A 25,947-nucleotide genomic window follows, 5' to 3' on the forward strand; every position below is an offset into this window, starting at 1 on the left:
CGGCCCGGGCGAGGCCGCCGACGACCGTTCACGGCCTCCCCCACTCCCGGCCAGGGGCGAGAATCGGCCAACTGTGGCCGATGAATTGGCCGCAAGCACATTGACACACATGGGGACACGGAGAGCGGCCGTGCGTGTGAGGGTAGTGTGTTCGTGGGCCGAACGGATCTCCGTATGACCCGACTTGACCACCGTGATGGTAGGTCGTCATCCGAACTCTCGTACCCGGCCTCCGAAAGTGGCGCTGATGAACGTGTCGACCGGCGGTAGACAGCTGCGAGGCCGGGCCGCCGTGACGGCCCTTGTCTGCGCGATCACCTTGATGCCCGGGCTCAGTTACGCGGCTCCCAACGACCCGAAGCCGGGCGACGGCGGGACCCTGGAACAGATCCGGAGCCAGCTCGACGGCCTCTACCGCGAGGCGGAGGTCGCGACCGAGGCCTATGACGCCGCGAACGAGAAGGCGACCGAGCAGTCGAAGCGGCTGACGTCCCTCCAGAGTGACCTCGCCCACATCCAGAGTCGGGTGGGCGTCCTGCACGATCTCGCCGGCGCGGCGGCCCGAACGCAGTACCGGGGTGGCTATTTCGGCTCCACGGGCATCCAGCTGCTGCTCGGTGACCATCCCGAACACGCGCTCTCCGATGCCGCTCAGGCCGGCCAGGCCAGCCAGAACCTCGTGAACATCTACGAGTCCCAGAAGACCGCCCGCTCCGAGCTCGACCGGCAGACCGAGGCCGCCGCGAAGGACCTGCGGGAGCTGAAGAAGACCCTCGCGGACAAGGCCGGGGCGAAGGAGAAGATCCAGAAGAAGATCGCCGACGCCGAGCGCATCGAGGCGGGGCTGGAGAAGGAACAGGTCGCCGGGCTCGCCCAGTTGGAGAAGCAGCAGACCGACGAGGCCAAGGCCAAATGGCCCGGCTCCGGTTCGAACGGCGGGCCGTCGGACAGCAAGGGCGGCGGGCCCACGGGCGGCGGACCGGCCAGCGGAGCGGCAGGGCAGGCCGTCGCGTTCGCCATGGCCCAGATCGGCAAACCGTACGGGTGGGGTGACGTGGGCCCCTCGTCGTACGACTGCTCGGGGCTGACCTCCGTAGCATGGGCCCATGCCGGACACCCCATCCCCCGTACCTCGCAGGCCCAGTGGCAGGGCCTTCGCCACGTCAGCCTCTCGTCCGCTCAACCCGGGGACCTGATCATCTACTTCAACGACGCCACGCACGTGGGCATGTACATCGGAGGCGGACAGATCGTCCACGCTCCACGGCCCGGGCGTACGATCACGACCGCGCCGGCCGCATCCATGCCCATTCTCGGCGTGGTCCGACCCGGAGGCTGAGCGGAATGTCCCAACTCCCCGCACCCCGCGACGAGGGGAACCTGCCCGCACCTCGTGACGAGAGGAACCTGCCGGCGCTCAGCGCTCAACCGTTGGTCCGCCTGGACGCCTATGTGGCCGAGGACGGGTCGACGGTGGTCAACGGCCATCTGCTGACGATGGGCGGCACCCGGCCGCCCAACGAGGCGATCCTTGACGCCGTGGCCATGTTCGCCCGCACCCTGGGGGCCCCGGTGGCGGCCACCGTCATCGACCGTACCGTTCAGCAGGTGGCGCGGCTCCGGGTGCACCCGGACGGTTCCAGCTACACGATCGCCGACGCGGAGGATCTGGCGCCCGGCCATGAGCGAACCGCCGCGGAGGAGCAGGCGTTCCCTCCGCTCGCCCGCGTCGAGCGGATCATCCAGCACGCCCAACGGGAGGAGCTGCACGCCGCGTTCGTCCTCGCCAGCGCTCTGCGGGAGCACCTGACACTGCGCAGGGGCGTGGAGGACGACCTCTCGCTGGAGGCACGGGCGATCGAGGCGTACATGGCGTTTCTGCGCGGCGACTACACGGTCTCCACCGTCCTGGCGCTGACCGTCGCGCGCATCCGGTGCCGCACCGACCTCCATCGGGCCGCGCCCGAGGTGGCCCGCGCCACCGCGGCATGGCAACGGCTGGAGGACCAGGGCCAGGTGGCCGCCCGAGGACAGGAACTGCTCTACATGTGGGACCGGTTGTCCGCGGAAGGCCTGGTGCAGCACCAGGCCCACCACACCATGGCCCTGGCCGTCCGTAACCGGCTCGAACGCGGCAGCCAGTACGTGGAGGCCCCGGCCGGGCCTCCGGCGGCGGCTCTCACCGCCGCCCAGGGGGCCGCCGCTCCGGAGGACACACCCCTCAAGCGCAGTCGAAGGGGCTTGCGGCGCTTCACCAGGTGGCCGGGCCGGACAGCCGACTGAGCCGGCCCCCACGAGCGGGGGCCGGCATCAGCGTGGTCGCGCCCCTCCGGGCCCAGGCGCCGCGTGCTTCCCGATCGACGGCCGATGCGGGCCTCCCGTAGGGAAGTCGGCGTACGAGGGGCGGACACGGATGCGTCCACCGCGGCTGCCCGCCCGACGTTGGACGCGCGCACGCCACCGGTCAGAAACGACCGCCGGTAGCGCGCGTGAAGGGCCCCTGGCCGTGCCGGACCGCCACGCGTCCGAGGGCGTAGGCACCCGCCAGGGCCGCCAGGGCGCCACCTCCCGCACAGGCCACTATCTGCTTGCGGTTGCGGACCACGGTCCACGCGGTCGACGCGACCTGGACAGACTTGCCCGGAATCGTGGACAGCATCTCGCCACCGGCCTTGGCCTTGGAGCGCAGGGCCAGCACGCTGCTGGTGGCGTGGTCCGTACCCTCCGAGGCTGCCGCCTTGGCGTTGTTCGCGGCCGATGACGCCTTGCTCCCAGCGGCCCCGGCGGCCTTGGCTCCGCTACTCGCCGTACGGGCAGTGGTCTTGGCCGCGGTGCTCTTCGTGGTTTCGTTGTTCTTCGCTGTTTCCGACATGGAGTCCGTTTAGCCGCTGTGTCTGATTCGAAACGGCGGTCTTGGCAGTCCGGCCCAACTCGTGCTCCGGCGAACGCAGTCGCTGCCCCGGGTCGCACCGAATCCCGTGAGGCGACCGGCCGGTACGGGGTCGACGTGGGTACGTGGGCGGCGGCGAGATGGACGAGGGCGTCCACGGTCCGGGCAGAATCCTGGTGTGCACACCAGGAGGCGGCAGGTGGGCGCACGCTCCCGCCGGCGTGCCCCTGGTCCCCTGGAGCCCGGCTGTGCGGTCCAGCTGGTCATCAGGCCACTCGGCCGTGCGGCCCACCTGCTCATGTACTCACTCGGCCGCGGCGATCCAGTTCTCCAACTGCTCGATGGTCGTGGCCGGATCGGCGACCAGCGCGGCGAGCCGGTCGTCGGCGGAGTTGAGGGTGGCGAGCGCCGGGCAGCGGTGGCAGGCGTCCACTCCTGTCTGGTTCCACCACTTGCAGCGCGGACGGAGGTGACACCGCGGCACGGGTCCTGTGCCGTGTGCCGACGGCAGGGTCTGAATGCGCTGGATCAGACCGCAGTCGTCGCCCACCCGGTTCGCGCAGCCGGACGTGCAGTGCGAGGCGAACCGGAGGATCCGGTGGGGCGCGATGCCTTCGGGGATGCTCGACAGCACGTCCGCCGCGGGCACCGGCTCGTCGAGATAGACGACCTGGCCGTTCTCTCCCGATCTGACGCCCAGGACCAGGGATTCCGGACGGTGGGCGTCGCCGCTCGGGCACCAGGTGATGTGGTCTTCGCCGTGATCGTCCACGATGCGCACCTCCGGGCCGTCAGGAGGACGCGGTCTCGGCGCCGTCAGGGGCGGTCAGGATGAGACCGAGGATGGGCCCGCCGGTGGTCCCGCCGAGTTGCTGCTCGGCGACGACGGCTTTCTGGATGTGAGCGGAGAGGTTCTGGGCGTCGGTTCTCTCGGCCGCGTTGGCGACGCCGCCGGCGGCGAGGAGCCCGGTGATGAGCGCGGCTGTGGCGGCCGCGGCACGAAGGTTGGGGTTCATGCTGTCTCCTTGACATTGTCGTCTCGACTGACAAGGGCGACCGTATGCACCAACTTCCTTGCGGGGAAGGCACTTTGGTGCGTACTTCATGTCGTCAAAGTGCGGAGGGCGCAGTCGCGGTGACCGTACGGCCGTCACGCGTCGACACTGCCTTCCGTCTGCCTTCCGTCTGCCGTCCGTCCGCCTTCCGTCTGGGCGCGACAGCGGATCGCGCAGGATCTCCAAGAGGGGCTTCGTCCCAGCGGCCGAACACCCGGTGCGGGCTGGGACGAACCCCGGCGGGGCAAACCTTCTCGGGTCAGCTCAGCGTCTGTTGAGGCGCCAGAACACGGTCGAGCGCCGCCCTGCCCGCGGGGCCCCAGGCCGGTTTGCCGCCGGGTAGGCCCCGGTCCCCGGCCCGGCCCATGAGAAGAAGGAACACGATCTTCAGCAGGGCCAGCCCCCGTGCGCGCCGGATCATCGCCTCGTCCGCGTGAGCGTATGCGTCGAAGAACCGCACGGCCGCCCCCGCGGGTAGCAGCACCCATGCGGCGGCGAGATCGACTGCCGGGTCCCCCACACACATGTCACCGAAGTCGATGACGCCGCAGAGGGTGCCGTTCGAGACGACGACGTTCGCGGGGTGAAGGTCGCCGTGCAGCCACACCTGCGGCCCCTCCCAGTCGGGAGCCGCGACCGCTTCGCGCCAGATGTCCCGGACGCGCCGGACCTCAGCGTCCGTCACCAGACGGGCCCCCGGCAGGTCATCCCCCGAGCCCGAGGCGATTTCCGCCAGTCCCTGCTCGAAGCCCTCCGACAGCCGGTCGAGCGGAACGCCCCGGTCCGGGCTGACGGGCGCCCCGGCGGGCGCCTGTGTGTGGAGCGCCCTGAGGAAGCGCGCCAATACGTCTGCACCGCGTACGTCGTCGATCGGCGCGCGATCGGCCGGTTCACCCGGCACCCAGGCCGCGACGGTCCACGGCCGGGGGAACCGTACGGACTCCTCCCCCATCCGCAGCGGAGTCGGCACCGGGAGGGTGAGACTCGGTGCCAGGCCGGGCAGCCACCGGAACTCCTTGCGCAACAGCGACGGCGCCCGCTCAGTGCGTGGCAAACGGACCGCCAACTCGTCACCGAGCCGCCACAGTTGGTTGTCCCAGCCGCCGATCACCTCACGCAGTTCCAGTTCACCGAGGTCGGGATGTTGCTCGCGCACAAGCGAGCGCACCAAATACTCATCGATCTCGAAGCTGTCCATAGCCTTGTTCGGCGGTCACAGAGGCCGGACCCGCCGAGCCGGCCACCTCCCCCCGTACTCGATCAATCGTTCACGCACTCATTTACGCACATGGCGTCGACGCGCATCGTGAACACGAACGCACTGGGGCAGCCGGCGGTACGCTCGAACCGGACGGACCGCCAACTGCCCCAACCCCGCTCGCTAGGCGCCTCGTTGGCCGGGGATCCGACCGCAGAGCCAGTTGCCCGGGTCCTCCGGCCGGTCGCTGATCCAGAACTGACGCCACAGCACCGCGAATTCCTGGCGGCTCAGGTGACCGTCACCCGTCAGGTCGATTCTCTCGAAGACACCCGTCATGTCGACGGGCTGACCGTTCCAGGTCTCGACGAGCATGCGGTGTTCATCCGGGGAGATGCGGCCGTCACCATTGGCGTCCACGGCATCGAAGATGGTGTCGGCGGTGGCCGTGACCTCCGCGATCATCGTGGGCAGCCGGTCCACGAGGGAGAGCAGTTCGTCCATGTCGACGGAGCCGTCGCCATTGGCGTCCCCCGCCTCCAGCAGTGCTGCCCACCAGCCCATCAAGAGCGTTTCGACTTGGGCCCGCAGCTCCGTTCCCGGGCCCACCGCCGGTAGCCGGCACCAGCGGTCGACGAGCGCGGCGAAGTCTTCCTCACGCAGGAATCCGTCACCGTCCGTGTCGAACGCGGCGAACATCGCCTTGAGTTTGAGTTCCTGAAACGCATTGGCCATGAGCGGCCTCCCTCGACGCCGGATCGGCGGACAGCCGGTAACTATAGGTCGGGGTGCGCCCCCGTCTCCATCAGTACATCTGCGCGAAGGGTCAATCGCGAAAGAGGACGTGCGATGGCCTCACCACTCGGAATCACGGGGACGCCGGATCACGGGGACGCCGGATCACATGGACACCGGATCACGGGGACACCGGCTCCGTTCGAACCGTGTGCGCCACGCCGCCTTGCACCCGCGATCGCCCGGGCGACACTGGAAGCGTGGCGGACGGCGAAACAGAGACAGACCGGCGACTTGAGCGGACCATCCTGGAGCTGCTGAAGGCGCGGTCCGCAAGCTCCTCGATCTGCCCCTCCGACGCCGCGCGGGCGGCGTACGAAGGGGACGACGACGGCTGGCGCGCGCTGATGGAGCCGACCCGGCGCGCGGCTCGCCGACTGGTCGCGAAGGGCGAGGTGGAGGTCCTTCAGGGCGGCCGACCGGTCGACCCGCAGACGGCTCGCGGTCCGATCCGCATCCGTGGCGTCCACCGGCACACCTGAGGGGCGCTGGTGCAGGACACACCGGGAAGCCGGTGCACCAGGGCGCCGGTGCGTACGCGGGAAGCCGGTGCCCATGGGTCCGCTGCGGCTCACGGGCCCGCCGTCAGGACAGGATCTCGATGTACCCCTCGGTTCCGTGCACGCGGATCCGCTGCCCGTCCCGGATCAACCGGGTGGCCCGCTCCACACCCACGACCGCCGGCAATCCGTACTCCCGCGCGATCACCGCGCCATGGGTCATCAGACCGCCCACCTCCGTCACCAGCCCCGCGATACCGACGAAGAGCGGGGACCAGCTGGGATCCGTGAACGTCGTGACCAGGATGTCTCCCGCTTCGATGTCGGCGTCCGCCATGTCCAGGATGACGCGGGCCCTGCCCTCGACCGTACCGGCGGACACCGGAAGGCCGGCCAGTGCACCGGCCGGGACGTCGTCACGCCGGTACGTACCCGTCACCGCCTCACCGTCCGAGGTGAGCACCCGGGGCGGGGTGAGGGCCTGGTACGCCCGGAACGCTTCCTTGCGCCGCTCGATGAGCCGGCCGTCCGCCCGATGCGAGCGGACGGCGTCCCGGAGTTCCTCGAACGTGAGGTAGTAGATGTCCTCGCGCTCGGCAATCACCCGGGCCCGCACGAGAAGCTCGGCCTCGCGCAGCAGGGCCCGCTTGTAGATGAAGGAGCAGCTGACGATGCCGTACTTGGGGTACTCCCGGTACCCGATGAAGGCCCGGACCTGATCGATCATCCGCTTCGTGTCGTCGGCGCGTTGCGCGCCGTCAGGCAGCGCCCGCAAGCGCGACAGGATGTCCTGTTCCTTCTCCAGCGCCTTCTGCCGACCCCGCTCGAAGCGCCGTTCGGCGGCACCGGGCTCGAAGTTCCTGACGTTGTCGAGGATCGCGGGCACGAGTGTCATGGGGCGCTCCGCCCAGCGAGGCCTCGTGATGTCGATCTCGCCGGCACAGCGCATGCCGTATCGGTCGAGGTAGGCCGCGATGGCGTCATGTGCTTCGATGCCGCCCGGGAGCTTCGCCAATGCGTCCAGGAAGCTCCCGCTCCGGACACCTTGGTCCTGGACTCCCTCGTCGGGAAGGCCATCGGCGCGGAAGCCGTCGTCGTGATGGCCACCGCCGGAGAGGCCATCGTGAAGGCCGTCCTCGTGAACGCCGTCCTCGTGAACGCCCTGTAGGAACGTCACGATCTCCGGATGCGGGCGGATCACGTCCGCGACATCGAGCAGGTCAAGACCCATCTCCGACGTGATGTTGTCAGGGGCGGACAGCGTGAGCGTGTCAGCCGCGTTCTTCTCGCCGAGCCACTCGTACAGCCTGTCGTTGAGCCACCATGTGGCCTCCATCCCGGCCATGATCGCCTGTAGGTTCAGCGGATCGCTGAGCACTCGTTTGTGCTCAGCGAAGGCTTCCAGAAGGAAGTCGAAGAGTGCCGGCCCCGTCTTCGTCCGGATGTCCCGCTCCAGGGCGGCGTTGGAGGCCCGGTTGCGCTCGATCAGCTCGGTGACGATGGCCGGGTCGGGCCCGTGGGGGGTCTGCTCAGCCATGGCGCCCGAGCCGCCGGGCGGCTGCGCGCCGGGGCCCGTCTCCGGGAGCGAGGGGATGAAGTCACCACGTTCGAGGACGGTCTCCAGGGCGTCCCTGACCAGCGGGTCGCCCCTTCCCATGAGGTCCAGGAGACCGGCACGGGTGCCGGGCGAGGCGAGACGCCGGGCGACATCGACGAACAACCGCCCGCCCGCCTCGTGCATCGGCGCCATGGCCGTCAGCTGCCACACGGAGACCCCGAGGGGTTTCATGGGGTCGGTCATCATCTGCTGGTGCCCGACGGAGACGTAGACGTGGTTCTCCGTGTCGTCGGCCTCGGGGATGGGGAACAGCGTCGTGATCGGCCGGCTCTGGACGATCCGGAAGTCGTCGTCGACCAGACACCATTCGATGTCCTGCGGACGCCCGAAATGCGCTTCGATCCGCCGCCCGAGCCGGACGAGCCGCAGGACCTGCGCATCCGTCAGCGCGGGCTGCCGCTGCCGGTCGGCGTCGATCGCCACTTCGTGCGTACCGCCGTCGGGCCTGGCGTCAATGGCGCGCTCTTTGGCGGCGATCGTCTTCGCGATGATGTCGCCGCCCCGCACCGTGAAGACGTCCGGGTTCACAAGCCCGGAAACCAATGCCTCGCCGAGGCCGAAGCCGGCGTCCACGGTGGCGACCTTACGATTGCCCGAAACGGGGTCGGCCGTGAACAGGATGCCGGACGCCTGCGGGAAGGCCATCTGCTGGACGACGACGGCCATGCGCACCGACCGATGGTCGATGCCGTTGCGCCGGCGATAGGTTACGGCCCGCTCGGTGAAGAGCGAGGCCCAGCACCGGGCGATGTGCCGCAGGATCTCCGTCGGGCCCACGACGTTCAGATACGTGTCCTGCTGACCGGCGAACGAGGCCGTCGGCAGGTCCTCCGCCGTGGCGCTGGACCGGACGGCACAGGCGGCTCGCCCACCGAGCCGGGCATACGCACCGCTGATCGCCTCCGCGAGATCGTCCGGGACGACAATCCCTTCGACCGTCCGACGGATCCGCTCACTGAGCGTGCGGATTCCGTCCCGGTCGTCCGCGCTCAAGCGCGACAAGTCGTCGAGCAGATCGCTCATGGACGGTGCTTCCGCCACGATGCGCCGGAAGGCGTCAGTGGTGACGCAGAAACCGCCGGGTACGTGGATCCCTTCGATCCGGGACAGTTCGCCCAGGTGCGCGCCCTTGCCTCCCACGGCTGCGATCTGTGTCTGGTCCACCTCGCGGAGGTCCCTCACATACCGCTCGCTCACTTCGACACCTCCGAGACAGCGGGGCTCCGGCGCTCTGCGCCGCCCCGTCGAATCACCGGCGCATCCACTTCTGCGGAACCCCTGATGAGGCCCGCCTCCGCGCCGGGATGCCTGGGTTCCGGCGGGCGGTTCGGCCGGCCCGCCCGGGGGTGCGGAACGCACCCGTCCGATCGCCTGGCCGGTTCGACGCCAGCGCGTCCCCGGGACGTCGACAACAACACACGCACGTAGTGCCCTCATTTCCGCAGGTTGTGGCCTCGGCCGATGATTCTGCGCCCGCACGGGGGCCTTGCGGCAAGCCCCCCGGCCCGCTATAAGTTGAGAGTGGCCAGGAGAGATCTCTCCTGGCCTTTGCTGTTGCGCCCTCCGACAGGGACATGGACGTAGACGTCGACGCACGGGCCGTCCCGGTCATCCTTCGGCGGCAAGGCGGTTCAGCCACTCCCCCAGCAGGTGCTGCTCGGCGACACTGAGGTTCGTCTGGTCGGGCAGCGCGGCGCGCAAGGCGCGGGCGGCGCCTGCCGGGCCCGGGTGCCGAACGGCCGGCCGCTCGTTGGTGACGGCGGCGACCATGGCTTCGCGCAGCGCGGTCAACAGGGCCGGGTCGCGCCGGTCTTGAGGCAACGACAGCCAGGTGAGCACCGCACCACGCCCCGTGGCATGAATGATCTGAGCCGCGAGTTCCTCATCCACTCGGAGCCAGCCGCCTGCGGCCAGCCGCCGGACTCGGCCTCTCAGGATTTCCATGCCCGCCTTGAACGCGGCGGAGTCGGCCCGGGTGGGTTCGCTGTACATCAGCGTGAAGAGCGCGGGGTTGGCGAGACCGAATTCGGTCGCCATGTCCCAGCCCGCCCTCAGGTCCTCGATGGGGTCCTGCGGGTCGGGGTCGACGCGCTTGGTCGCGAGGAACGCGGTGAAGCCGTACTCGGCCACCGCGTCGAGCAACCCGTCCTTGTCGCCGAACAGCCGGTAGATGGCGGGGGGCTGCAAGCCCGCCGCGTCGGCGACCGCTCGGGTCGTGACCGCGTCACGGCCCTCGCGCGTCAGGAGCCCGATGACGGCGTCTATCACTCGCTGCCGGGGCTGCTCCCGCGCTGGGGATGCGGTGCCGGACCTGCCCGCAGGAACGCCCTCTTGACCATGCTCACGCGATGCCATGAATCAACGATATCGCACGTGTGGTTTCGTCGTTATTATCAGTGGTACCGTTCAATTGATTCCACTGGAACCAGTCTTCGTGAGCACAGGAGCGCACATCATGATCATCGTGACCGGAGCCACCGGACAGCTGGGACGCCAGATCGTCGAGAGGCTGCTCACCCGAGTGCCGGCCGCCCGGGTCGGCGTCAGCGTGCGCGACCCGCAGAGGGCACGGACACTGGCCGACCAGGGCGTCCGTGTCCGGCAAGGCAGCTTCACCGACCCCGCCGGCCTGGCCCATGCCTTCGAGGGCGCCTCTCAGGTGCTCATCGTCTCGGTCGACAAAATGGGCGACGAGTGCGTGAAGCAGCACCGCACCGCGATCGAAGCGGCCGTCGCCTCGGGCGCCCGCCGCATCCTGTACACCAGCCAGATGGGGTCCAGTGCGGCATCGCATTTCCACGCGTGCCGCGATCACGCCGCAACGGAGGACGAACTGCGCGCTTGCGGCGTGCCGTTCACCGCGCTGCGCAACGGCTTCTACGCCACCAGCGCCGCGCATTTCCTCGGGAACGCGGCGGAATCCGGTGAGCTCGCCCTCCCCGCGGACGGGCCGGTCGCCTGGACCGCGCACGCCGACCTCGCCGACGCGACCGCCGCCATCCTGGCCGACGAAGGCCGCTTCGACGGCCCGACCCCACCGCTCACGGCGGGTCAGGCCCTCACCTTCGACGACATAGCCGCCATCACGACCGAGATCACGGGCCGGCACGTCACGAGGACCACCAGCCCCGGCGATCAGTTCCGCGCCCAGCTCGTGACCCAGGGCGTCCCGGTGGAGACCGCGGACCAGTTGCTCGGTATCTTCGCGGCTGCCAGGGCCGGCGAGTTCGCGACGATCGATCCGACCCTGGCCGAGCTGATCGGCCGCGAGCCCATCACCTTGGAGAAGGTGCTGCGCGACCACCTTTCGAAGCGTTGACCGAGGCTTGTTCCGCGTTCGGACATCAACCGCCTGATGCCCGTCGCCCCCGCCCCCGCCCCCGCCCCCGCCCCCGCCCATCCTCGCCCGCCCCTGCCACGAAGACGGTGAATAGTGTGACAGCTTGGGGCGGACACCGTTCGACCCGGGCACGGCCGGCGCACAGCCACCCGTCCCCCGTCACCCGGGTCCCAGGGGCGGCAAACCCGGTTGACGGGCCGGCTCGCGGCTGGGCAGGATCGCGTCCTGCGCCAAATCGACCGTGGTCGACGCCTGGACGCCTACGACGATCACGGTGCCGTACAGCAGATCGGCGGACTGGCGTGGGCCGACGCCGCCCACCGGGTCGGTCGCCAGACAGAACGAATCCCTTTCAACGGGATCGCCGAGCACCGTTGATCCGTCCGGCAGATGAGGAAACGCCATGGCTCTGGTCAAGAAGGGCTCACGCCGCATCACCGTCGACGGTGTCGCCTACCGATGGCGAGTCCGGGGCCGAGCGACCTATGCCCAAGGACTGGTCTGGCGTCCGCTGGCCTACGCTGTCGAACGGGCCGAGGCGACCGGCGCCATTATGGTTGTCACCACCGACCAGCCACATCCGAGCAATTGGTTCGCGATCTCCGCCAGGCCCGTGCTGCCCGCGGATGTGGCCGGCGCCATCCGCATGGCGCACGCGCAAGGGTGGACACCGGAGAAGCCCGGAGTGCCCTTCCTGCTCGACCTCTCCCAGGAATTCACTCCGCCCGACTGGCCCCTGCGGGCAGCCGTAGAGCCGGTCAAGCAGGACCTCGACAACGCCGCGGGGACTGATCATCGATAGCTCGGCCCGGCGTAGACCCAAGCGGACCGCCGGCCGGCGGAGCGCCGCAGGGTGGGGGCCACACGCCCATCCACTGTGCGGCGCCCCAGGCCTCGTACCGTCTCACCTCGGTGAACCCCAGCTTCGCCGCGAGGCGCATCGAGCGGTCATTGGCGATCTGGGTGCAGAGCAGCACCGGCTCGCCAGGACTCGCTTCGGCGAACCAGCCAAGCGCGGCCGTGCACGCCTCGGCGGCGTACCCGTGCCCCCACGCCTCCGGCAGCAGCAGATAGCCGAGTTCGGCCTCCCCGGCACGGACATACGTCCGCCGCTGCTCTTCGCGGCGGTTGAGTTCAATGATGCCGATCATCGCTCCGCCGCGCTCGATCACGAAAAGGCCGGGGCGCCTCGTGGGCGTCCCCGGCAGCTCGTTCTCCAACTCATCACGCGGCCGCGGCCCGCCTACGTACGTGCCCACCTCGGGCGAGCTGAACAGCTCGATGAACGCCGCACGGTCCCGGGCCTCCGGCTCGCGAAGCACGAGCCGGTCGGTCCTGAGCGGGCCAGGCAACCAGTTCGGGGCCCCCAGTTCGGTCATGGCGCGCAATCTACCCCTGGGGGACGGCCGTGAAAGCCGGCCGCATCATCGGATCCCTTTCCAGACCGGACTTCTTTCCAACAGGCCTACAGTCAGGGGCAGTTCGGCCGCGTCAGCCGCGGGCTTCGATCCTCAGGGCGCCCTGGGTCAGAGTGCGGGCGAACTCGCTCGCGAGGAAGGCGTGCGGATAGCCGAGGTCGGCCGAGTCCGTATCGTCGAGGCGGGCGCGTTGGGACGCGGTGAAGTCGACCTCCAGGGCGCCCAGGTTGTCGTCCAGCTGCGCGAGGGTGCGAGCGCCGATGATCGGGGCCGTCACGCCGGGGCTGTGCAGGGTCCAGGCCAGGGCGACCTGAGCCGGCGTACGGCCCAGCTCCGTGGCGACCTCCCGCACCGTGTCGGCGATGGCGAGGTTGCGTTCGGTGACACTGCCCATGGTCTGGTTGAGCCTCTTGCGGGTGCTCTCGCCGGATCCGGTGGCCGTTGCCGTTGCCGTTGCCGTTGCCGTTGCCGTTGCCGTTGCCGTTGCCGTCAGATCGTCGCGACTGTACTTGCCAGTGAGCACCCCGCCACCCATCGGCGAGAACGGGACCACCCCGAGGCCCATCTCCCGGGCCATGGGGATCAGGTCACGCTCCCCGGCCCGCTGGATCAGGCTGTACTCGATCTGGAGCGCGACCAGGGGTGACCAGCCGCGCAGATCGGCGATGGCCTGCATGCGCGACGCCTGCCAGGCCGGAGCGTTGGAGATCGCCACGTACAGGATCTTGCCCTGCCGGACCAGGTCGTCCATGCCACGCAGGATCTCCTCGACCGGCGTGGTGAAGTCCCAGACGTGAAGGTAGAGCAGATCGATGTAGTCCGTGTTCAGCTGTCGCAGGCTGGTCTCCACGGACGCGAAAAGGTTCTTGCGGTGGCTTCCCCCGGAGTTCGGGTCGTCCGGCCGGCGCTGCGTCGAGTATTTCGTCGCGAGGACGAGGCTCTCGCGGTGGGCGTGGGCGAATTCGCCCAGCAGGCGCTCGGAGCTGCCGTTCGTATACGTGACAGCCGTGTCGATGAAGTTGCCGCCGCGCTCCACATAGCGGTCGAACAGCTTGCGCGCCTCGTCCCGCTCGGCGCCCCAGCCCCATTCGGTGCCGAACGTCGCCGCGCCCAACGCCAGCGGGGAGACCCGCAGTCCGGAGCGGCCGAGCAGCCGATAGGTGTCGAGGGTGAGCGACATCGTGTTCTCCTGTGATGGTTCATGGTGTTTGCGGTCTCTTGCCGAAAGAGAGTCTGCGTTCACCCCACGCACCGGGTAAGGGAGGGAAGTTCCTGGGAACGCCAGTCCCACCCTGGTTGTTGGACCGGACATGATGACCCGCACCGTTGACCCGACGCAGGAGCTGGCCGCCTTCCTTCGAACGAGGCGCGAACGCCTGGACCCCGCCGACTTCGGCCTGCCCGCGCGCCAGCGGGCCCGTCGCACGCCGGGGCTGCGCCGTGAAGAGGTCGCCGAGCTGGCCGGCGTCAGCATCGACTACGTCGTGCGACTGGAACAGGGCCGTGGGCTGCGCCCCTCGGCGACCGTGGTGGACTCACTGGCGCGGGCGCTGCGTCTCGCACCGGACGAACGCGCCTATCTCTTCAACCTCACCCAGCAGCGCCACCGCGACACCGACGGGCCCACGACGACTGCCGCACCCTCGCTGTCCCGGCTGGTCACCGATCTGTCGCCGCTGCCGGCCATGCTGATGAACCACCGCTTCGACATCCTGGCCTGGAACGACCAAATGGCAAGGCTCCTGGTCGATTTCACCACCCTCCCGCCGACCCGGCGCAATGCGATGTGGCTGTGCTTGATGCATCCGGAAGTACGGGAGTTCTACGTCGACCGCGAACGCGTCGTACGGGAGGGGGTCGCCCATCTGCGCGCCGCGTGGGCCGCGCATCCGGAGGATCGGGTGTTGAGTGATCTGATCGCCGAATTCGTCGCTCACGACGCGGAGTTCGCGACCCTGTGGGCCACAGGGGCCATCGACGGCAGCGGGCGCGGGCACAAGGTGCTGCGGCATCCCGGGGTCGGTGTGATCGCGGTGGATTTCGAGGTGCTCGTCCCACTTCAGGATCCGGGCCAACGCTTGGTGATCCACCGCGCCGCGGATGATGCGAGCCGGTCCGCGCTGGACCGGCTGTGCGGACCGTGAGCTCCGGCCGGAGCCGCACGGTCCGCCGATTCCCCGTCGCGCGGGGGCGGGTGTGCGGACCTATCCGACGCTCACGGGAGGGGTGCTCACGGACTGGTCCGGGACGGGCGTGGAAGCGGTGACGCGCATCTCTTCGACACGACCCGCCTCGGTACGGCCTTCCTCGTCAAGCCCCCTTTCGACACGCCCCTCTTCGAGACTCCCCTCCTCGCAACGGGCCGCCCCGTCGAAGATGGCGAGTTCGTTGGCGCTGGCCTGGGTCTTCCACTCGGGGGCCACGGCGGCGTACGTGGTGACGTCGTGCCAGCAGCCGCTGGTCCTGAAGAGCTGACGGAGTGTGGCCTCGGGGCGTAGGCCGGCCGCGTGCATCACCTGCGGCATGCGGGAGTGGTCGCTGCGGTGACCGGCCCAGATGCGGTGCAGGCCCAGCTGTCCGAAGGCGTACGCCATCAACAGCCGCCCGGCCTCATGACCGTGGCCCTGGACCGGGCTGCCCGGCAGCAGGACCAGGCTGGTGAGCATCGCGTTGCTGCCGTAGTCCTCCATGAGCAGCCCCATCGTGCCCACGAGGCTGTCGTCGTCCAGGGCGCAGACCGCGAGGGTGTACTTGCGTCGCGGGTGGGTGTGGGGCTGGGCGAGGCTCTGGGCGAAGGTGTCGTGGGCCTGACGCGCGTCCATGCGGTCGATGCCGAGGTACCGGGTGAACACGCGGTGCGTGAGGATACGGGCGAAGGCCTCGTGGTCGTCGGCATGCAGTTCCCGCAGCCGCAGGTGGTCGCCTCGGAGGTCGGGGACCCGGTTCACCGGGAGGCTCCGTGGGGTGCGGGCACGGTCGCCGGGGTCGGGATCAGTGCGTCGAGGTCGACGTAGTGGCGGCCCGATGGCAGCGGTTCGCCGAGCAGGATCCGGCGGGCCGTCTCGGTGACGAGTGCGGCGCCCAGCACGACTCCGCTGGCCAACTGGGGCCAGCTGGTGAGGGTTTGACCGATACGGGTGAGCGCCTCGATCATGGCGGCGCTCAGTCGCTGTCCGTCGACGATGTCGAGCAGCAGACGAACGGCGGCCTCCGGAGCCAGGTCACGGAGGCCGGCGGAAGTCACATCGCCGACGCGGCCGTGGAAGAGCGGCCGGTCGGGTTCGAGGTCGAAGCGTTCGATGTCGAGCAGGCCGCGGTCGTTGGTGTCCATGAGGACGGGAACGCGGCGCCGCCGGGCCTGTTCGCGCGCCGCGACCTTCACCCAGGGGGTGTCGCACTCCTCGACCAGGATGTCCAGACCGTCGTCCTCCTCGCCGAAGAAGGCGTCGATGGTGTCCTCGGTGACCCCGCCGCGGTGGATCTCGATGTCCAGGTAGGGGTCGAGTTCGTACATGCGCCGGGCGCACAGCACGCTTTTCTCCAAGCCCAGTTCATGCACTCCGGCCCGCAGCCGGTTCAGGTTCGACAGGCTGATCCGGTCGAAGTCCGCCAGGCGGAAGGCGCCTCCGACGCCCTCCATGGCGCAGGTCAGCGCGGCGCTGCTGCCGACGGAGAGCCCGATGACACCCACGCGGCGCCGCAACAGGCCCTCCTGCTGCTCGCGGGTGATCTTGTCGCGATTGCGGTCCGTGCGGACAAGACGGAACTCCGCCTCGGGCAGCACATGGACGAGCCGCCCCGACCACGGGTACCAGACCCATCTGCCGTACACCTCCGGACGTCCGTCCAGCATCTCGTCGACCGCGCGGTCCAGAGCCCGCTGGTCGAAGGCCTCGTGCGGAGCCAGGCAGCACAGCAGCTCCGCCACCTGGCTCTCGATCCGGTCATGGACCTCCCGCAGCCGGTCCGACTCCCGCAGCGCGGCCAGAGCCGCGGCATCCACGGGACGGGCCGGGTCCAGCAGTACGGGGTGAAACGATTCGCTCATCTCGCGGTGCGAAGGCAGCACGAGAGAGTCCGGCTCGGGGCCGGACGCCATCAGATCAGTCACAGCCAGGACGCTAACAACGCGACGATCTTGCCGAGGGGCCCTTCACCCGCAGGGGCGCGGTCGAATTGATCTTCTACCTGAGTGCGCCGATCGTGCGCCTTGCGCGCCTTGTGCGCCCCCAACTGCAGCACGGGCCATGGCTGGAGCGATGCCGACAGGCTCGGCCGCCCAGCGCTGCGCCAGGATGCCGCGGCCCCGCACAGGGGACCCCGCCGTACACGCGGCGCGGTGCCGCACGCAACCAGTCGCCGCGCACCATCAGACGCCGCGCACCATCAATCGCCGCGCACTCTCAGACGCCGCTGAGGGACAGCTTCACTGCGAAGCCCAGGAAGAGCGCGCCGGCCGCCGATGCCGCGCCCGCTGAGAGCCGCTTGCGGCGGCGGAAGGCGGCGGCGAGGCGGGTGCCGCTGAATATCAGCGTCGACAGGTACAGGAAGCTGCCGAGCTGGAGCAGCGTGCCGAGCAGCAGGAAGGACAGGGCGGGGTAGGCGTAGCCGGGCTGTACGAACTGCACGAAGAACGAGAGCATGAACAAGATCGCCTTCGGGTTGAACAGGCTCAGCATCAGCGCGCGCCGATAGGGGCGCTCCCCCGCCGACTCCGTGGCCGCGGCACTCTGCTCCCGCGCCTGCTCGTGCCGGGACCGCCACATGCCGACCGCCTGGCGAAGCATGCCGAACGCCATCCAGGCCAGATAGCCCGCGCCCGCGTACTTGACCACGGCGAACAGCAGCGGTGTCGTCTGCAACAGCGAGGCCGCGCCGAGCGCGGACAACGTCATGAGGACCGTGTCCCCGGTGAAGATCCCGGCGGCGGCCGCGTACCCGGTGCGCACCCCTCGGCGGGCAGCGACGGACAGCACGTACAGCGAATTGGGGCCCGGCAGAAGGATGATCAGTACCAGGCCGGCGAGATAGGTCGGAAGATCGGTCACACCCAGCATGGAGCGAGTGTCGCATGCGCCTCCGACACCCCGTCCGCCACTCCCCCGCCACGGTGCCGGCTCCGCCGGACCCCACGCCCGGCACCACTCCACGAGCCGGAAACACGGCCGCCGGCCGTCCCGCCCCGCCGCCCCGATGTCAGTCGGTGCGACTACCGTGCCACGTAGCGAAGTACACGATGACGTACGCGATGAGGTACGCAGTCAAGAAGGACACGGCGGGTGCGCAGGCGCCCGCCACGAGCAGGGGGAAGCAGGAATGACCGCACTGGAGAACCGGCCCAACACCGCCGTCCTCGTCGTCGACGTGCAGAACGGCGTCGTAGCCGGGGCCCACGGCCGTGACACGGTGGTCGCGAACATCGCCGGCCTGGTCGAGCGGGCCCGGGCGGAGGGCGTGCCGGTCGTCTGGGTCCAGCACTCCGACGACGAACTCACCCACGGCAGTGAGGACTGGCGGATCGTGCCGGAGCTCGCTCCGGGAGACGGTGAGCCCCTCGTCGAGAAGACGTACGGCGACGCCTTCGAGGACACCACGCTGGAGAAGGTCCTGTCCGGGCTCGGCGTGGGGCGGCTCGTCATCGCCGGCGCGGAGACCGACGCGTGCATCCGCTCGACGCTCCACGGCGCTTTCACCAGGGGGTACGACGTGACCCTGGTCGGGGACGCGCACACGGCGGGCGACAGGACGGCATGGGGTGCTCCGGTTCCGGCCCAGGTCATCGCACACACGAATCTGTACTGGTCCTTCCAGAGGGCCCCGGGGCGGCGGGCCGCGGTGGCCGAGACCAAGGACATCGTGCTCGGCGACGCCCGCTGAGGGCTGGGACAGGGGGAGCAGCTTCCTCTAGCAGGGCAGCACGTCCAACTGTGCTGCCCTCGGGCCGACTTGATCGGGCGTGCGAGGTAGGCTCGGGCCAACGTTCCAGCCACGAAGGCGTTAGCGAAGCGTTGGCGTGCCCTGGAACGATTGCGCACTCCTCCCTGGAGCCTCCCGGCCGCCCGCACCTGGCCGGTGCTTCGTCCGTCCGGCACCGCGTGCCCACAGTTCGCAAGAGGACCCGATGCCCGCCAACGAGCAAGCCCGTTCCGCCGAGCGCACCGGCCCCGGCCACTCGCGCGTTCAGTCCCCGCGCACGAGCCGAGTCCGGGGGTTCGCGGTGGCGTCCGCCACGGCTGTCACCACCATCGGCGCCGTGGTCGGCGCCGGCGCGGGCAGCCCCTCCGCCGCGAGTGACGGTCTCCAGGCGTCCGCGGCCGATTCGACGCTGCTGGCCGACCTCCCGGCCGGGCAGCAGGCTCAGGTGCAGACGGCGTCCCTGACCCAGCAGGCGGACGCCCAGTCCGCGCAGGCGAACGCTGCGGCGAAGAAGTCCGCCGAGGAGGCCGCGCGCATGCGCGCCGCGCAGGACGCCAAGGCCAAGAAGGACGCGGCCGACAAGAGCAAGGCGGACGCGGCCAAGGAGAAGGCCGACAAGGAGGCCAAGGCCCGCGATCTCAAGACCGAGGCCGCCAGCCGCTCGTCGGACCGGACCACCTTCCAGGTCCAGAGTTCCTACTCGATATCCGATGTCCAGGCGATCGCCCGGCAGATCGTCCCGGCCGACCAGTTCCAGTGCTTCAGCAACATCGTGAACAACGAGTCGAGCTGGAACTACCGCGCCACCAACGGCAGTGCCTACGGTCTGGTACAGGCGCTGCCCGGCTCCAAGATGAGCAGCGTGGGTTCCGACTGGCAGAGCAATCCGGCGACCCAGATCAAGTGGGGCCTCAACTACATGAACCAGCGTTACGGCAGCCCGTGCGGAGCCTGGTCGTTCTGGCAGTCCCACAACTCGTACTGAGCCGACTGTCGAGCCGGTCCGACAGGGCGGGCTCTTCGGGGCCGGTGCTAGGGCCCCTCTCGCGGCCGTGGCACGGTGCAGACGCGGCCGTGGCACGGTGCGGACGCGGCCGTGGCACGGTGCGGACGGTGTGTGACGGGAAGGCACGGCATCCGAGGGCGCGGACAGCGAGGGCGCCGAGCTGGGCCGCTATCCGCTTGCCCGCCGCACCCGGAGAGCCCGGCCAGGTCGGCCTGACCCTCGGCACCGGCACGCGCCGCACCCCCGGCCGGCCGCGCACCGCAACCTCGCCCGCCACCCGTTCCAGCATCCCGCTGCCCGTGACCTCTTCACGGACTGGGACCGGCAGATCACGTCCTGCTTGGCCGGGCTGCCCGCCACTGCCGGTACCGCCCCCGACGCTCCCGACCTCATTGACCTCATCGGCGAACTCCTCCTCAAGAGCCCCGAGTTCGCCGGACGGTGGGACCGCCACGAGGTCAGCCGACGCAAGCCCGCTCAGAGGAGCTTCCGCCACCCTCAGCTCGGAACCGGTCACCCTCACCGTCCAGTCCCTCCACATCGAAGGCGCCCCCGGCCGGCGCATCGGCGTCTGCACCGCCGAGCCCGGCAGCCCGGCAGCCCGGCAGCCCGGCAGCCCCAGCCACGATGCCCCGCTCCTGCGCGACCTGGCGGCCCCCACCCCGGGGCACACCCCGAAGCCGTCCACCTCCGAGCCGAGAGCTGCCGACCGGCAGCAGGAGAGCACCCTTCGGCCGGGCGTGCCCCCTCGCGGGGCGGGTCCTGCGCTCTAGTCCAAGCCCGGGGTTTCGCGTGCGCGGGCCTGGTGGCGGCGGGCCTTGAGCCGGTTTCCGCACGTCTTCATGGAGCACCACCGTGCCGTGTTCGCTCGACTGCGGTCCAGGAGGAAGAGGCGGCATTCGGGATTCTCGCAGGGCCGCAGACGACCGGGCATACGCTCCTTCACGTCCGCCCACGCCAGGACGAGTTCCACCGCGAGCCGCCGCTCCGGTGCCACCTCCAGATGCCAGGCGACGCCCGCCGCGCTGGGCTCGGGGGTCCGGCGAACGCCCGCCAGGACCCGCCGCAGCCGGGACTCCGCCGCCTCGCCGGACTCCACCGCCTGGAGCGCGTCCCGTGCGGTGCGCAGCCATCGGCGCTCCTCGTCGCCGCCCCCGCCACCGTGCTTCCGCGCCCAGCTGTCCACCTCGTGGTCCGCGTGCCACAGGTCAAGAGGTTGGCCGTCCACGACAGGAGTGCTGTTCAGCGCCTCCATGAGGGCTTGCTCGTCCAGCACGGCCGCCACCTTTCCCGCTGATTCCAGCTAACTCCATCAAGTCGATTGACAGGTTACTCCTCCAGGCGTCTACTGGACATGCGAAGTAACCGTCATAGGTATGTGAAGGGGTTAGCCATGGTTGAGATCCGGCACCAGTACGCGACCGTGGGGTCACACCGCGTCTTCTACCGCGAGGCGGGCCCCCGCGAGGCACCCACCCTCGTGCTCCTGCACGGGTTCCCCACCAGCTCGCGCATGTTCCGCCATCTCATTCCCGCGCTGGCCGACCGGTTCCACGTCATCGCGCCGGACCATCTCGGGTTCGGCAACTCCGACGCCCCGTCCGTCGACGCGTTCACCTACACCTTCGACGCGCTCACCGACGTCACCGAGGCCCTGCTGGCCCAGCTCGACGTCACCCGCTACGCCATCTACGTCCAGGACTACGGGGCGCCCATCGGGTGGCGGCTCGCGCTGCGCAATCCGGAGGCGGTCACCGCGGTGGTCACCCAGAACGGCAACGCGTACGAGGAGGGCTTCATAGCGGATTTCTGGAAGCCCGTGCGGGAGTACTGGGCGAATCCCGGCCCCGAGACCGAACCCGCCGTGCGCGGTGCGCTCTCGCTCGACGCCATTCGCTGGCAGTACCTGAACGGAGTGGCCCGGCCCGAGCTGGTCGACCCCGACACGTGGACCACCGACCACCGCGAGGTCAGCCGACCGGGCAACGACCTCGTACAACTCGCCCTGTTCCTCGACTACGCCAGCAATCCGCCCCTCTATCCGCGGCTGCACGCCTACTTCCGCGAACGCCAGGTGCCGCTCCTCGCGGTCTGGGGAGCGGGCGACGAGATCTTCGGCCCCGACGGCGCCCGCGCCTTCTCAAGGGACTTGCCGGACGCGGAAGTTCACCTCGTTCCCGGCGGCGGGCACTTCCTGCTCGAAAGCCATCTCGACACCGTGGCCGGGTACATGCGCGGCTTCCTGACCGCAGGCGAAGGGCCCGCGTGACGCCCACGAAGGCTCTCGAAGAGAGCACATGAGGGGGCGCACGGAGAGGCAAACGACGGCCCCGCTTCAAGCGCGGGGCCCTCACCCTCTGTCGTGTTCGGCCACCGCACCGGCCCGTCGACCATCGGCACCCGAGCTCCAACTCCCCCGCCCCGCGACCCTGTTGGCACGCCAGTTGCCAACGCGGGCACCGGAAGAGTCAGGGCTTCGCTGACCCGTCGGCGCCGGAAGCCGCCGCGGACTCGTGAGAGCCCTTGCGCAGGCGCCGCATCCAGGATCCCCTCCGGACCGGCGCCCCGCCCGGCTCGCCTCCGACAGAGCGCGCACCCTGGCCCTCCTGGCCGCGGGCCTCACGCCACTCCCGCAGGAACGCCTCGACGTCGATCTCTCCGCGGCCCAACGGCGGCCCCGGCGGTGGCATCCGCAGATTGGCCGCGATCTTCTCGTTGACCGGTTCCAGGATGGCCCGCACCCTGCGCTCGGAGGGCGCGGCGGCCGCCTCCACCAGTGCGTCCTCAGCCTCTTTTCGCAGGCCGAGCGAGCCCGAGGCGACGACAGAGAGACCCTCTTGGGTCATCTTCCGCTTCATCCACCACATCTCGTCGTACGGCGCCCGTTCATCGGGCAGTGGCTCTCCGATGCCGGCGAGACGCGTGAATTCGCCCCGCTCCTCCGCCTCCCGGATCTGCCGATCGACCCAGGACTCAAAGCTCATCCCCGCAGGCTTTCGTTGAGTCATGAACTCATATTCGCATGAGCCATATTCACGGGGCAGGCCCGTCGTCGGGCGATGGGTCGCACGCGGAGCGCAGGGCCGAACCCAGACGCCCGCCACGCCCGCGACTGCGGGTCGGCCGACGTCGACTACGGGCGCCCAAATCACCCAGCGGCTGAAGACGTTGACCTCAACGCGTGCGCGCCGCACGCATTCGGTGCTACGGTTGGGGCGAAGCGTGCGCAACGCACGCATTACTCGCTCTCGCCCTTTCCCCGGAAGGAACTCCCATGACCCGCACCGGCATCGAGGCCGCCCTCAACGACCTGCTCTTCAACCGCGACATTACGCTGGCCGAGGCCGCCGACCAGCACTTCGCCCCCGACTACCGCCAGCGCACGGACGGCGAGTGGGCCGACCGCGCCGCGTTCCTCGACCACATCGAGCACCTGCGCGGCATCGTCGCCCACGGCCACGTCGACGTGCACGAGGAGCTGTACGACGGCGCCAAGTACGCCGACCGCCACACCTGCCACATCACCAAGACCGACGGCACCACCGTCGCCATGGAGATCTATGTCTTCGCCGACCTCACCTCCGACGGCCGCTTCCGCCGCATCGAGGAAACCACCCTCATGCTCCAGGGCAGCGAGGCCGACCGCGACCTCGGCAGCGCCCGCTGAGCACGTACCATCCACGACCACCCGCCACCCCGCCAGGCATCACAACCCCGCACACACATAAGCCTGTTGAACCAGCTGATGTCCGAGGATGCGCCCTCGCGGGGGGCATGAGCCATGGGATGTACGTCCATCGGCTGGACACCCCACAGCACCGCCCCCGCTCGCGTCTGTGACTGGCTCGACGTCCCACGCGGACAGGGCAGCGGCGAGCATGACTCCGTCGGTGCGGTGCGCGGCGGATCCCGGGCGGGGCCGTGCGGCCGGCCGATGGTTCGGCAGAGCGTGGCGTGAGGGAGGGCGTGGCGTGAGGCAGAGCTTGGTGTGACCTACAGCGTGGCGTGACGCGTGCCGGGCAAGGGATGGCCTACGTACTTACGGCAGGCGGCCCACCGGCCCCCGTTGCCCGCCAGCCCACCACCCCACCAGCCCACCAGCCCACCTGAGGAGCGAGGCGCACATGAACATCGAGGCCACCCTGGCCGAGCTGCTGCGCGAACACGGCCGCGGCTACGCCGACGAAGCCGGGATCACCTTGCGCGACAAGCCGTCGCCGCTCTACCAGCTCCTTGTGCTGGCCGTGCTGTGCTCGACGCGGATCAAGGCCGACATCGCCGCCGCGGCCGCAAGCGAACTGTTCCGGGCGCGCCTGCGCACCGCCCGGGCCATGGCTGCCGTGGACTGGCAGACGATCGTGGACGCCCTCGGCCGGGCCCATTACCGTCGCTACGACGAGAGCACCGCCACCGCCCTGGTCCAAGGAGCCGAACTGATCCTCCGACGCTGGCACGGCGACCTGCGACGGCTGCGGAAAGAGGCGGACGGCAGCCCGGAACGGATCCGCGAACTCCTCCAAGAGGTGCCTCGGATCGGCCCGGTCGGGGCGGGCATCTTCTGCCATGAGGCCCAGGGGCTGTGGCCCGAACTCCGTCCGTTCTTCGACGACCGGGCCCTGGAAGCCGCTTCCGAGCTGGGCCTGCCGTCCACCGCCAAGGGGCTGGCCCAGCTCGTTCCGCCGGACGAGCTGCCACGGCTCGCCTCGGCACTGGTCCGCTCCGACCTCAAGCGCTGAGGAGCCACCCCTGTGCCCCGAGCCTCAGGAGCGAGCCTCAGGAGCGCTCGTCCTCGGGCCATGTGCCCTCGGCATCGTCGATCAGGTGCACCGCGGCCTCCTCGGCCGAAGCGCCCGCTCCGTCGATGCCCATGTCCGAGGCGAGCATGTCTTTCTCGGCGTCCTCGTGGGCTCCCTCGTCGGGGGCGACGAGCCGTCCCGCCCGTTGATCGCCCACCTCGGCGTCGGCGAGTTCCAGGTCCTCCTCGTCGTCCCCCAAGTCGAGTTCGGGGTCCGGCACTTCCTCGGCGAGCCGCTGATCGAGGCTCTCGCCCTCGTGCTGCTCCTGTGCGGTGGTGCCGGCATGGTTCACGGCCAGCGGCCGCTCGGGCGGGGACCAGCCCTCGTCGTACGGATCGGCTCCCCGGTCGTTCAATGTGTCCTCGGGATCCAGGATGCCGGTGTCCTCCACGACTTCGTCCCCGCCGTCCGGCTGGTAGACGTCGTCCCCACGGTCGTCGTTGGCTGCCATCAGACACGCTCCTTCTTCATCCGCACATCCGCGCCGCTCCGCTGCCACGGCCCGCGAACGGCCCACGGCCCCGCCTCGGTACGCGGGGCCCGTTCGCATCGACTGTCCACCTCTGTCCACTTCACACCCGGCCCACCTTTCGCAACCGTGCCCGCACCGGCTCGCGGGCCACTCCCCCGGCCGGCGTCCCCGTCCGTGATGCCCCGGGCGGGCCGGCGGAAAGGGACTCCGCGCCGGGAGTGGGGGCGTTCGTTCCGTGACCGTCCACGCCGTAGTGGCGGTACAGCTCGCGTTCCTCATCGGCCGTCAAGTGCTGGTGTACGTCGTGCCGGGGCGCATCCTTCACCGTGGTCTTCGCGTGCGCGATGTGCAGGGCGTTGCCCTCGCGGCGAGCTCCGGCGAGCGGCGCGAGGGACTCCTTGGTGCCGAACAGGCCGGTCTTCACCGTGACCCACTCGGGGCGCCCCGCGCAGTCGTCGACGTAGACCTGCTCGACGCCGCCGATCCTTTCGCCCTCCGGGTCGTAGGCCACCAGGCCCGTCAGTTCCTCGGGGCGGTGAAAGCTGTGGCCCATGCCCATACGGCTCGCTCCTCGCTCGTGGTGCCCCTTGGCCGAAGCCGCGCTGATGCCCGCGGGGCCGGGACGTTCATTCCAACACCGCCCCGACCGGACCGCACGGGCAACTTGACCGAACGGGCGCCGTGATCTCCGGAGCGGCGGAGCTTCAGAAAAGGTTCTCGCGCCGAAATCCGATGGAGAACCGGGCGCCACGAACGCCGGGAACCGCACGCCGAGAACACGGCGATGAGAAGGGACGCACGCCGGACGAAGGACCGGAGCGGCTGCCGTGCCTGTGGAGGCAACCGGTTCCCGACTGCGGCGCCGACAACCACCCCGGCACACGGACGCCTACCCGGAAAAGCGGGATTCGCACGTGCGGGTACGCAGACCGACCGTGATGGG

Annotated in this window: 28 protein-coding genes and 1 pseudogene; 12 read left to right on the top strand and 17 right to left on the bottom strand. The window is 69.9% G+C overall.

From position 1 onward, the window contains the following. The first annotated feature begins 247 nt into the window (after positions 1-247). Positions 248-1,339: an NlpC/P60 family protein gene (locus ACFYNP_RS24920; RefSeq protein ID WP_388788279.1), complete on the top strand. Its 1,092-nt coding sequence runs from the start codon at positions 248-250 to the stop codon at positions 1,337-1,339. 5 nt (positions 1,340-1,344) lie between these two features. Then, entirely contained in the window at positions 1,345-2,283 is a 939-nt protein-coding gene (locus ACFYNP_RS24925; RefSeq protein ID WP_388788281.1) for a hypothetical protein, read from the top strand. 181 nt (positions 2,284-2,464) lie between these two features. Here the strand turns inward: ACFYNP_RS24925 and ACFYNP_RS24930 are convergent, their stop codons facing one another. The 5 genes from ACFYNP_RS24930 to ACFYNP_RS24950 form a co-directional block, all read right to left on the bottom strand. Beyond that, positions 2,465-2,872 carry a hypothetical protein gene (locus ACFYNP_RS24930; RefSeq protein ID WP_388408785.1) on the bottom strand — a complete coding sequence of 136 codons (408 nt, stop codon included), beginning with the start codon at positions 2,870-2,872 and terminating at the stop codon, positions 2,465-2,467. A 322-nt stretch (positions 2,873-3,194) separates the two neighbouring features. Beyond that, positions 3,195-3,662, bottom strand: coding sequence for a hypothetical protein (locus tag ACFYNP_RS24935; RefSeq protein WP_388408788.1), 468 nt, complete (start codon positions 3,660-3,662; stop codon positions 3,195-3,197). Positions 3,663-3,681: 19 nt separating this feature from the next. Continuing rightward, positions 3,682-3,906, bottom strand: a complete 225-nt coding sequence (locus ACFYNP_RS24940) for a hypothetical protein (RefSeq protein ID WP_100573522.1) — start codon at positions 3,904-3,906, stop codon at positions 3,682-3,684. Positions 3,907-4,204: 298 nt separating this feature from the next. After that, positions 4,205-5,143, bottom strand: coding sequence for an aminoglycoside phosphotransferase family protein (locus tag ACFYNP_RS24945; protein WP_388788284.1), 939 nt, complete (start codon positions 5,141-5,143; stop codon positions 4,205-4,207). Positions 5,144-5,326: 183 nt separating this feature from the next. Then, entirely contained in the window at positions 5,327-5,878 is a 552-nt protein-coding gene (locus tag ACFYNP_RS24950; protein WP_388788287.1) for an EF-hand domain-containing protein, read from the bottom strand. 260 nt (positions 5,879-6,138) lie between these two features. Here ACFYNP_RS24950 and ACFYNP_RS24955 point away from each other — a divergent pair, with 260 nt between their 5' ends. Beyond that, positions 6,139-6,420: a DUF3253 domain-containing protein gene (locus tag ACFYNP_RS24955; RefSeq protein WP_388408796.1), complete on the top strand. Its 282-nt coding sequence runs from the start codon at positions 6,139-6,141 to the stop codon at positions 6,418-6,420. A gap of 103 nt (positions 6,421-6,523) precedes the next feature. Here the strand turns inward: ACFYNP_RS24955 and rph are convergent, their stop codons facing one another. Both rph and ACFYNP_RS24965 read right to left on the bottom strand, forming a co-directional pair. Further along, positions 6,524-9,253: a rifamycin-inactivating phosphotransferase gene (rph, locus tag ACFYNP_RS24960; protein ID WP_388788290.1), complete on the bottom strand. Its 2,730-nt coding sequence runs from the start codon at positions 9,251-9,253 to the stop codon at positions 6,524-6,526. Between the two features lie 411 nt (positions 9,254-9,664). After that, complete coding sequence (locus ACFYNP_RS24965) at positions 9,665-10,324, bottom strand: TetR/AcrR family transcriptional regulator (protein WP_388788292.1); 660 nt, start codon at positions 10,322-10,324, stop codon at positions 9,665-9,667. Positions 10,325-10,511: 187 nt separating this feature from the next. On the opposite strand from ACFYNP_RS24965, the gene ACFYNP_RS24970 reads away from it, so the two are divergent. After that, a complete protein-coding gene (locus tag ACFYNP_RS24970; protein ID WP_388788294.1) occupies positions 10,512-11,375 on the top strand; it encodes an SDR family oxidoreductase in 864 nt (287 codons plus the stop codon). A 180-nt stretch (positions 11,376-11,555) separates the two neighbouring features. Here the strand turns inward: ACFYNP_RS24970 and ACFYNP_RS24975 are convergent, their stop codons facing one another. Then, positions 11,556-11,801 (bottom strand): hypothetical protein, encoded by a 246-nt coding sequence (locus ACFYNP_RS24975; protein ID WP_388788297.1) that lies wholly within the window; start codon positions 11,799-11,801, stop codon positions 11,556-11,558. Between ACFYNP_RS24975 and ACFYNP_RS24980 the strand changes: the two genes are divergently transcribed. Then, positions 11,800-12,198 (top strand): hypothetical protein, encoded by a 399-nt coding sequence (locus tag ACFYNP_RS24980; RefSeq protein ID WP_388408808.1) that lies wholly within the window; start codon positions 11,800-11,802, stop codon positions 12,196-12,198. The genes ACFYNP_RS24975 and ACFYNP_RS24980 overlap by 2 nt on opposite strands. Here the strand turns inward: ACFYNP_RS24980 and ACFYNP_RS24985 are convergent. Beyond that, entirely contained in the window at positions 12,155-12,775 is a 621-nt protein-coding gene (locus ACFYNP_RS24985) for a GNAT family N-acetyltransferase (RefSeq protein WP_388788300.1), read from the bottom strand. The two genes, ACFYNP_RS24980 and ACFYNP_RS24985, sit on opposite strands and share 44 nt — an antisense overlap. 112 nt (positions 12,776-12,887) lie before the next feature. Further along, on the bottom strand, positions 12,888-13,994 hold the full coding sequence (locus ACFYNP_RS24990; RefSeq protein WP_388788302.1) for an aldo/keto reductase: 1,107 nt from the start codon (positions 13,992-13,994) through the stop codon (positions 12,888-12,890). 130 nt (positions 13,995-14,124) lie between these two features. Here ACFYNP_RS24990 and ACFYNP_RS24995 point away from each other — a divergent pair, with 130 nt between their 5' ends. Beyond that, positions 14,125-14,958 (top strand): helix-turn-helix transcriptional regulator, encoded by an 834-nt coding sequence (locus ACFYNP_RS24995; protein WP_388788305.1) that lies wholly within the window; start codon positions 14,125-14,127, stop codon positions 14,956-14,958. A 60-nt stretch (positions 14,959-15,018) separates the two neighbouring features. Here the strand turns inward: ACFYNP_RS24995 and ACFYNP_RS25000 are convergent, their stop codons facing one another. From ACFYNP_RS25000 to leuE, 3 genes are all read right to left on the bottom strand, one after another. Further along, positions 15,019-15,762 (bottom strand): GNAT family N-acetyltransferase, encoded by a 744-nt coding sequence (locus ACFYNP_RS25000; RefSeq protein ID WP_388788308.1) that lies wholly within the window; start codon positions 15,760-15,762, stop codon positions 15,019-15,021. After that, the gene (locus ACFYNP_RS25005) at positions 15,759-16,925 is read right to left on the bottom strand and encodes a ThiF family adenylyltransferase (protein WP_388788311.1); all 1,167 of its coding nucleotides are present in this window, start codon (positions 16,923-16,925) and stop codon (positions 15,759-15,761) included. Before ACFYNP_RS25005 ends, ACFYNP_RS25000 begins: the two co-directional genes overlap by 4 nt. 292 nt (positions 16,926-17,217) lie before the next feature. Beyond that, the gene (leuE, locus tag ACFYNP_RS25010; RefSeq protein WP_388408826.1) at positions 17,218-17,871 is read right to left on the bottom strand and encodes a leucine efflux protein LeuE; all 654 of its coding nucleotides are present in this window, start codon (positions 17,869-17,871) and stop codon (positions 17,218-17,220) included. A gap of 259 nt (positions 17,872-18,130) precedes the next feature. Here leuE and ACFYNP_RS25015 point away from each other — a divergent pair, with 259 nt between their 5' ends. The 3 genes and pseudogenes from ACFYNP_RS25015 to ACFYNP_RS25025 form a co-directional block, all read left to right on the top strand. Next, positions 18,131-18,691, top strand: a complete 561-nt coding sequence (locus tag ACFYNP_RS25015; protein WP_388788314.1) for a cysteine hydrolase family protein — start codon at positions 18,131-18,133, stop codon at positions 18,689-18,691. A 244-nt stretch (positions 18,692-18,935) separates the two neighbouring features. Beyond that, a complete protein-coding gene (locus ACFYNP_RS25020) occupies positions 18,936-19,715 on the top strand; it encodes a lytic transglycosylase domain-containing protein (RefSeq protein WP_388408830.1) in 780 nt (259 codons plus the stop codon). Between the two features lie 181 nt (positions 19,716-19,896). Next, positions 19,897-20,187: pseudogene (locus ACFYNP_RS25025) on the top strand (hypothetical protein); the annotation flags it as partial. 318 nt (positions 20,188-20,505) lie between these two features. On the opposite strand, the gene ACFYNP_RS25030 reads toward ACFYNP_RS25025, so the two are convergent. Then, a complete protein-coding gene (locus ACFYNP_RS25030; RefSeq protein WP_388788317.1) occupies positions 20,506-21,012 on the bottom strand; it encodes a CGNR zinc finger domain-containing protein in 507 nt (168 codons plus the stop codon). 117 nt (positions 21,013-21,129) lie between these two features. Between ACFYNP_RS25030 and ACFYNP_RS25035 the strand changes: the two genes are divergently transcribed. Next, on the top strand, positions 21,130-22,005 hold the full coding sequence (locus ACFYNP_RS25035) for an alpha/beta fold hydrolase (protein WP_388788319.1): 876 nt from the start codon (positions 21,130-21,132) through the stop codon (positions 22,003-22,005). Between the two features lie 199 nt (positions 22,006-22,204). Here the strand turns inward: ACFYNP_RS25035 and ACFYNP_RS25040 are convergent, their stop codons facing one another. Further along, the gene (locus tag ACFYNP_RS25040; protein WP_388788322.1) at positions 22,205-22,720 is read right to left on the bottom strand and encodes a DUF1992 domain-containing protein; all 516 of its coding nucleotides are present in this window, start codon (positions 22,718-22,720) and stop codon (positions 22,205-22,207) included. Positions 22,721-23,010: 290 nt separating this feature from the next. Here ACFYNP_RS25040 and ACFYNP_RS25045 point away from each other — a divergent pair, with 290 nt between their 5' ends. Then, positions 23,011-23,403: a nuclear transport factor 2 family protein gene (locus tag ACFYNP_RS25045; RefSeq protein ID WP_388788324.1), complete on the top strand. Its 393-nt coding sequence runs from the start codon at positions 23,011-23,013 to the stop codon at positions 23,401-23,403. Between the two features lie 457 nt (positions 23,404-23,860). Then, positions 23,861-24,472 carry an endonuclease gene (locus ACFYNP_RS25050; protein ID WP_388788327.1) on the top strand — a complete coding sequence of 204 codons (612 nt, stop codon included), beginning with the start codon at positions 23,861-23,863 and terminating at the stop codon, positions 24,470-24,472. A 37-nt stretch (positions 24,473-24,509) separates the two neighbouring features. On the opposite strand, the gene ACFYNP_RS25055 is transcribed toward ACFYNP_RS25050, so the two are convergent. Together ACFYNP_RS25055 and ACFYNP_RS25060 are read right to left on the bottom strand one after the other, a co-directional pair. Continuing rightward, on the bottom strand, positions 24,510-24,983 hold the full coding sequence (locus ACFYNP_RS25055) for a DUF5709 domain-containing protein (protein ID WP_388788330.1): 474 nt from the start codon (positions 24,981-24,983) through the stop codon (positions 24,510-24,512). Positions 24,984-25,104: 121 nt separating this feature from the next. Then, a complete protein-coding gene (locus ACFYNP_RS25060; protein WP_388788333.1) occupies positions 25,105-25,557 on the bottom strand; it encodes a PRC-barrel domain-containing protein in 453 nt (150 codons plus the stop codon). Positions 25,558-25,947: the final 390 nt, after the last annotated feature.

Source organism: Streptomyces sp. NPDC006691, from assembly GCF_042869955.1.
Taxonomy (GTDB): domain Bacteria; phylum Actinomycetota; class Actinomycetes; order Streptomycetales; family Streptomycetaceae; genus Streptomyces.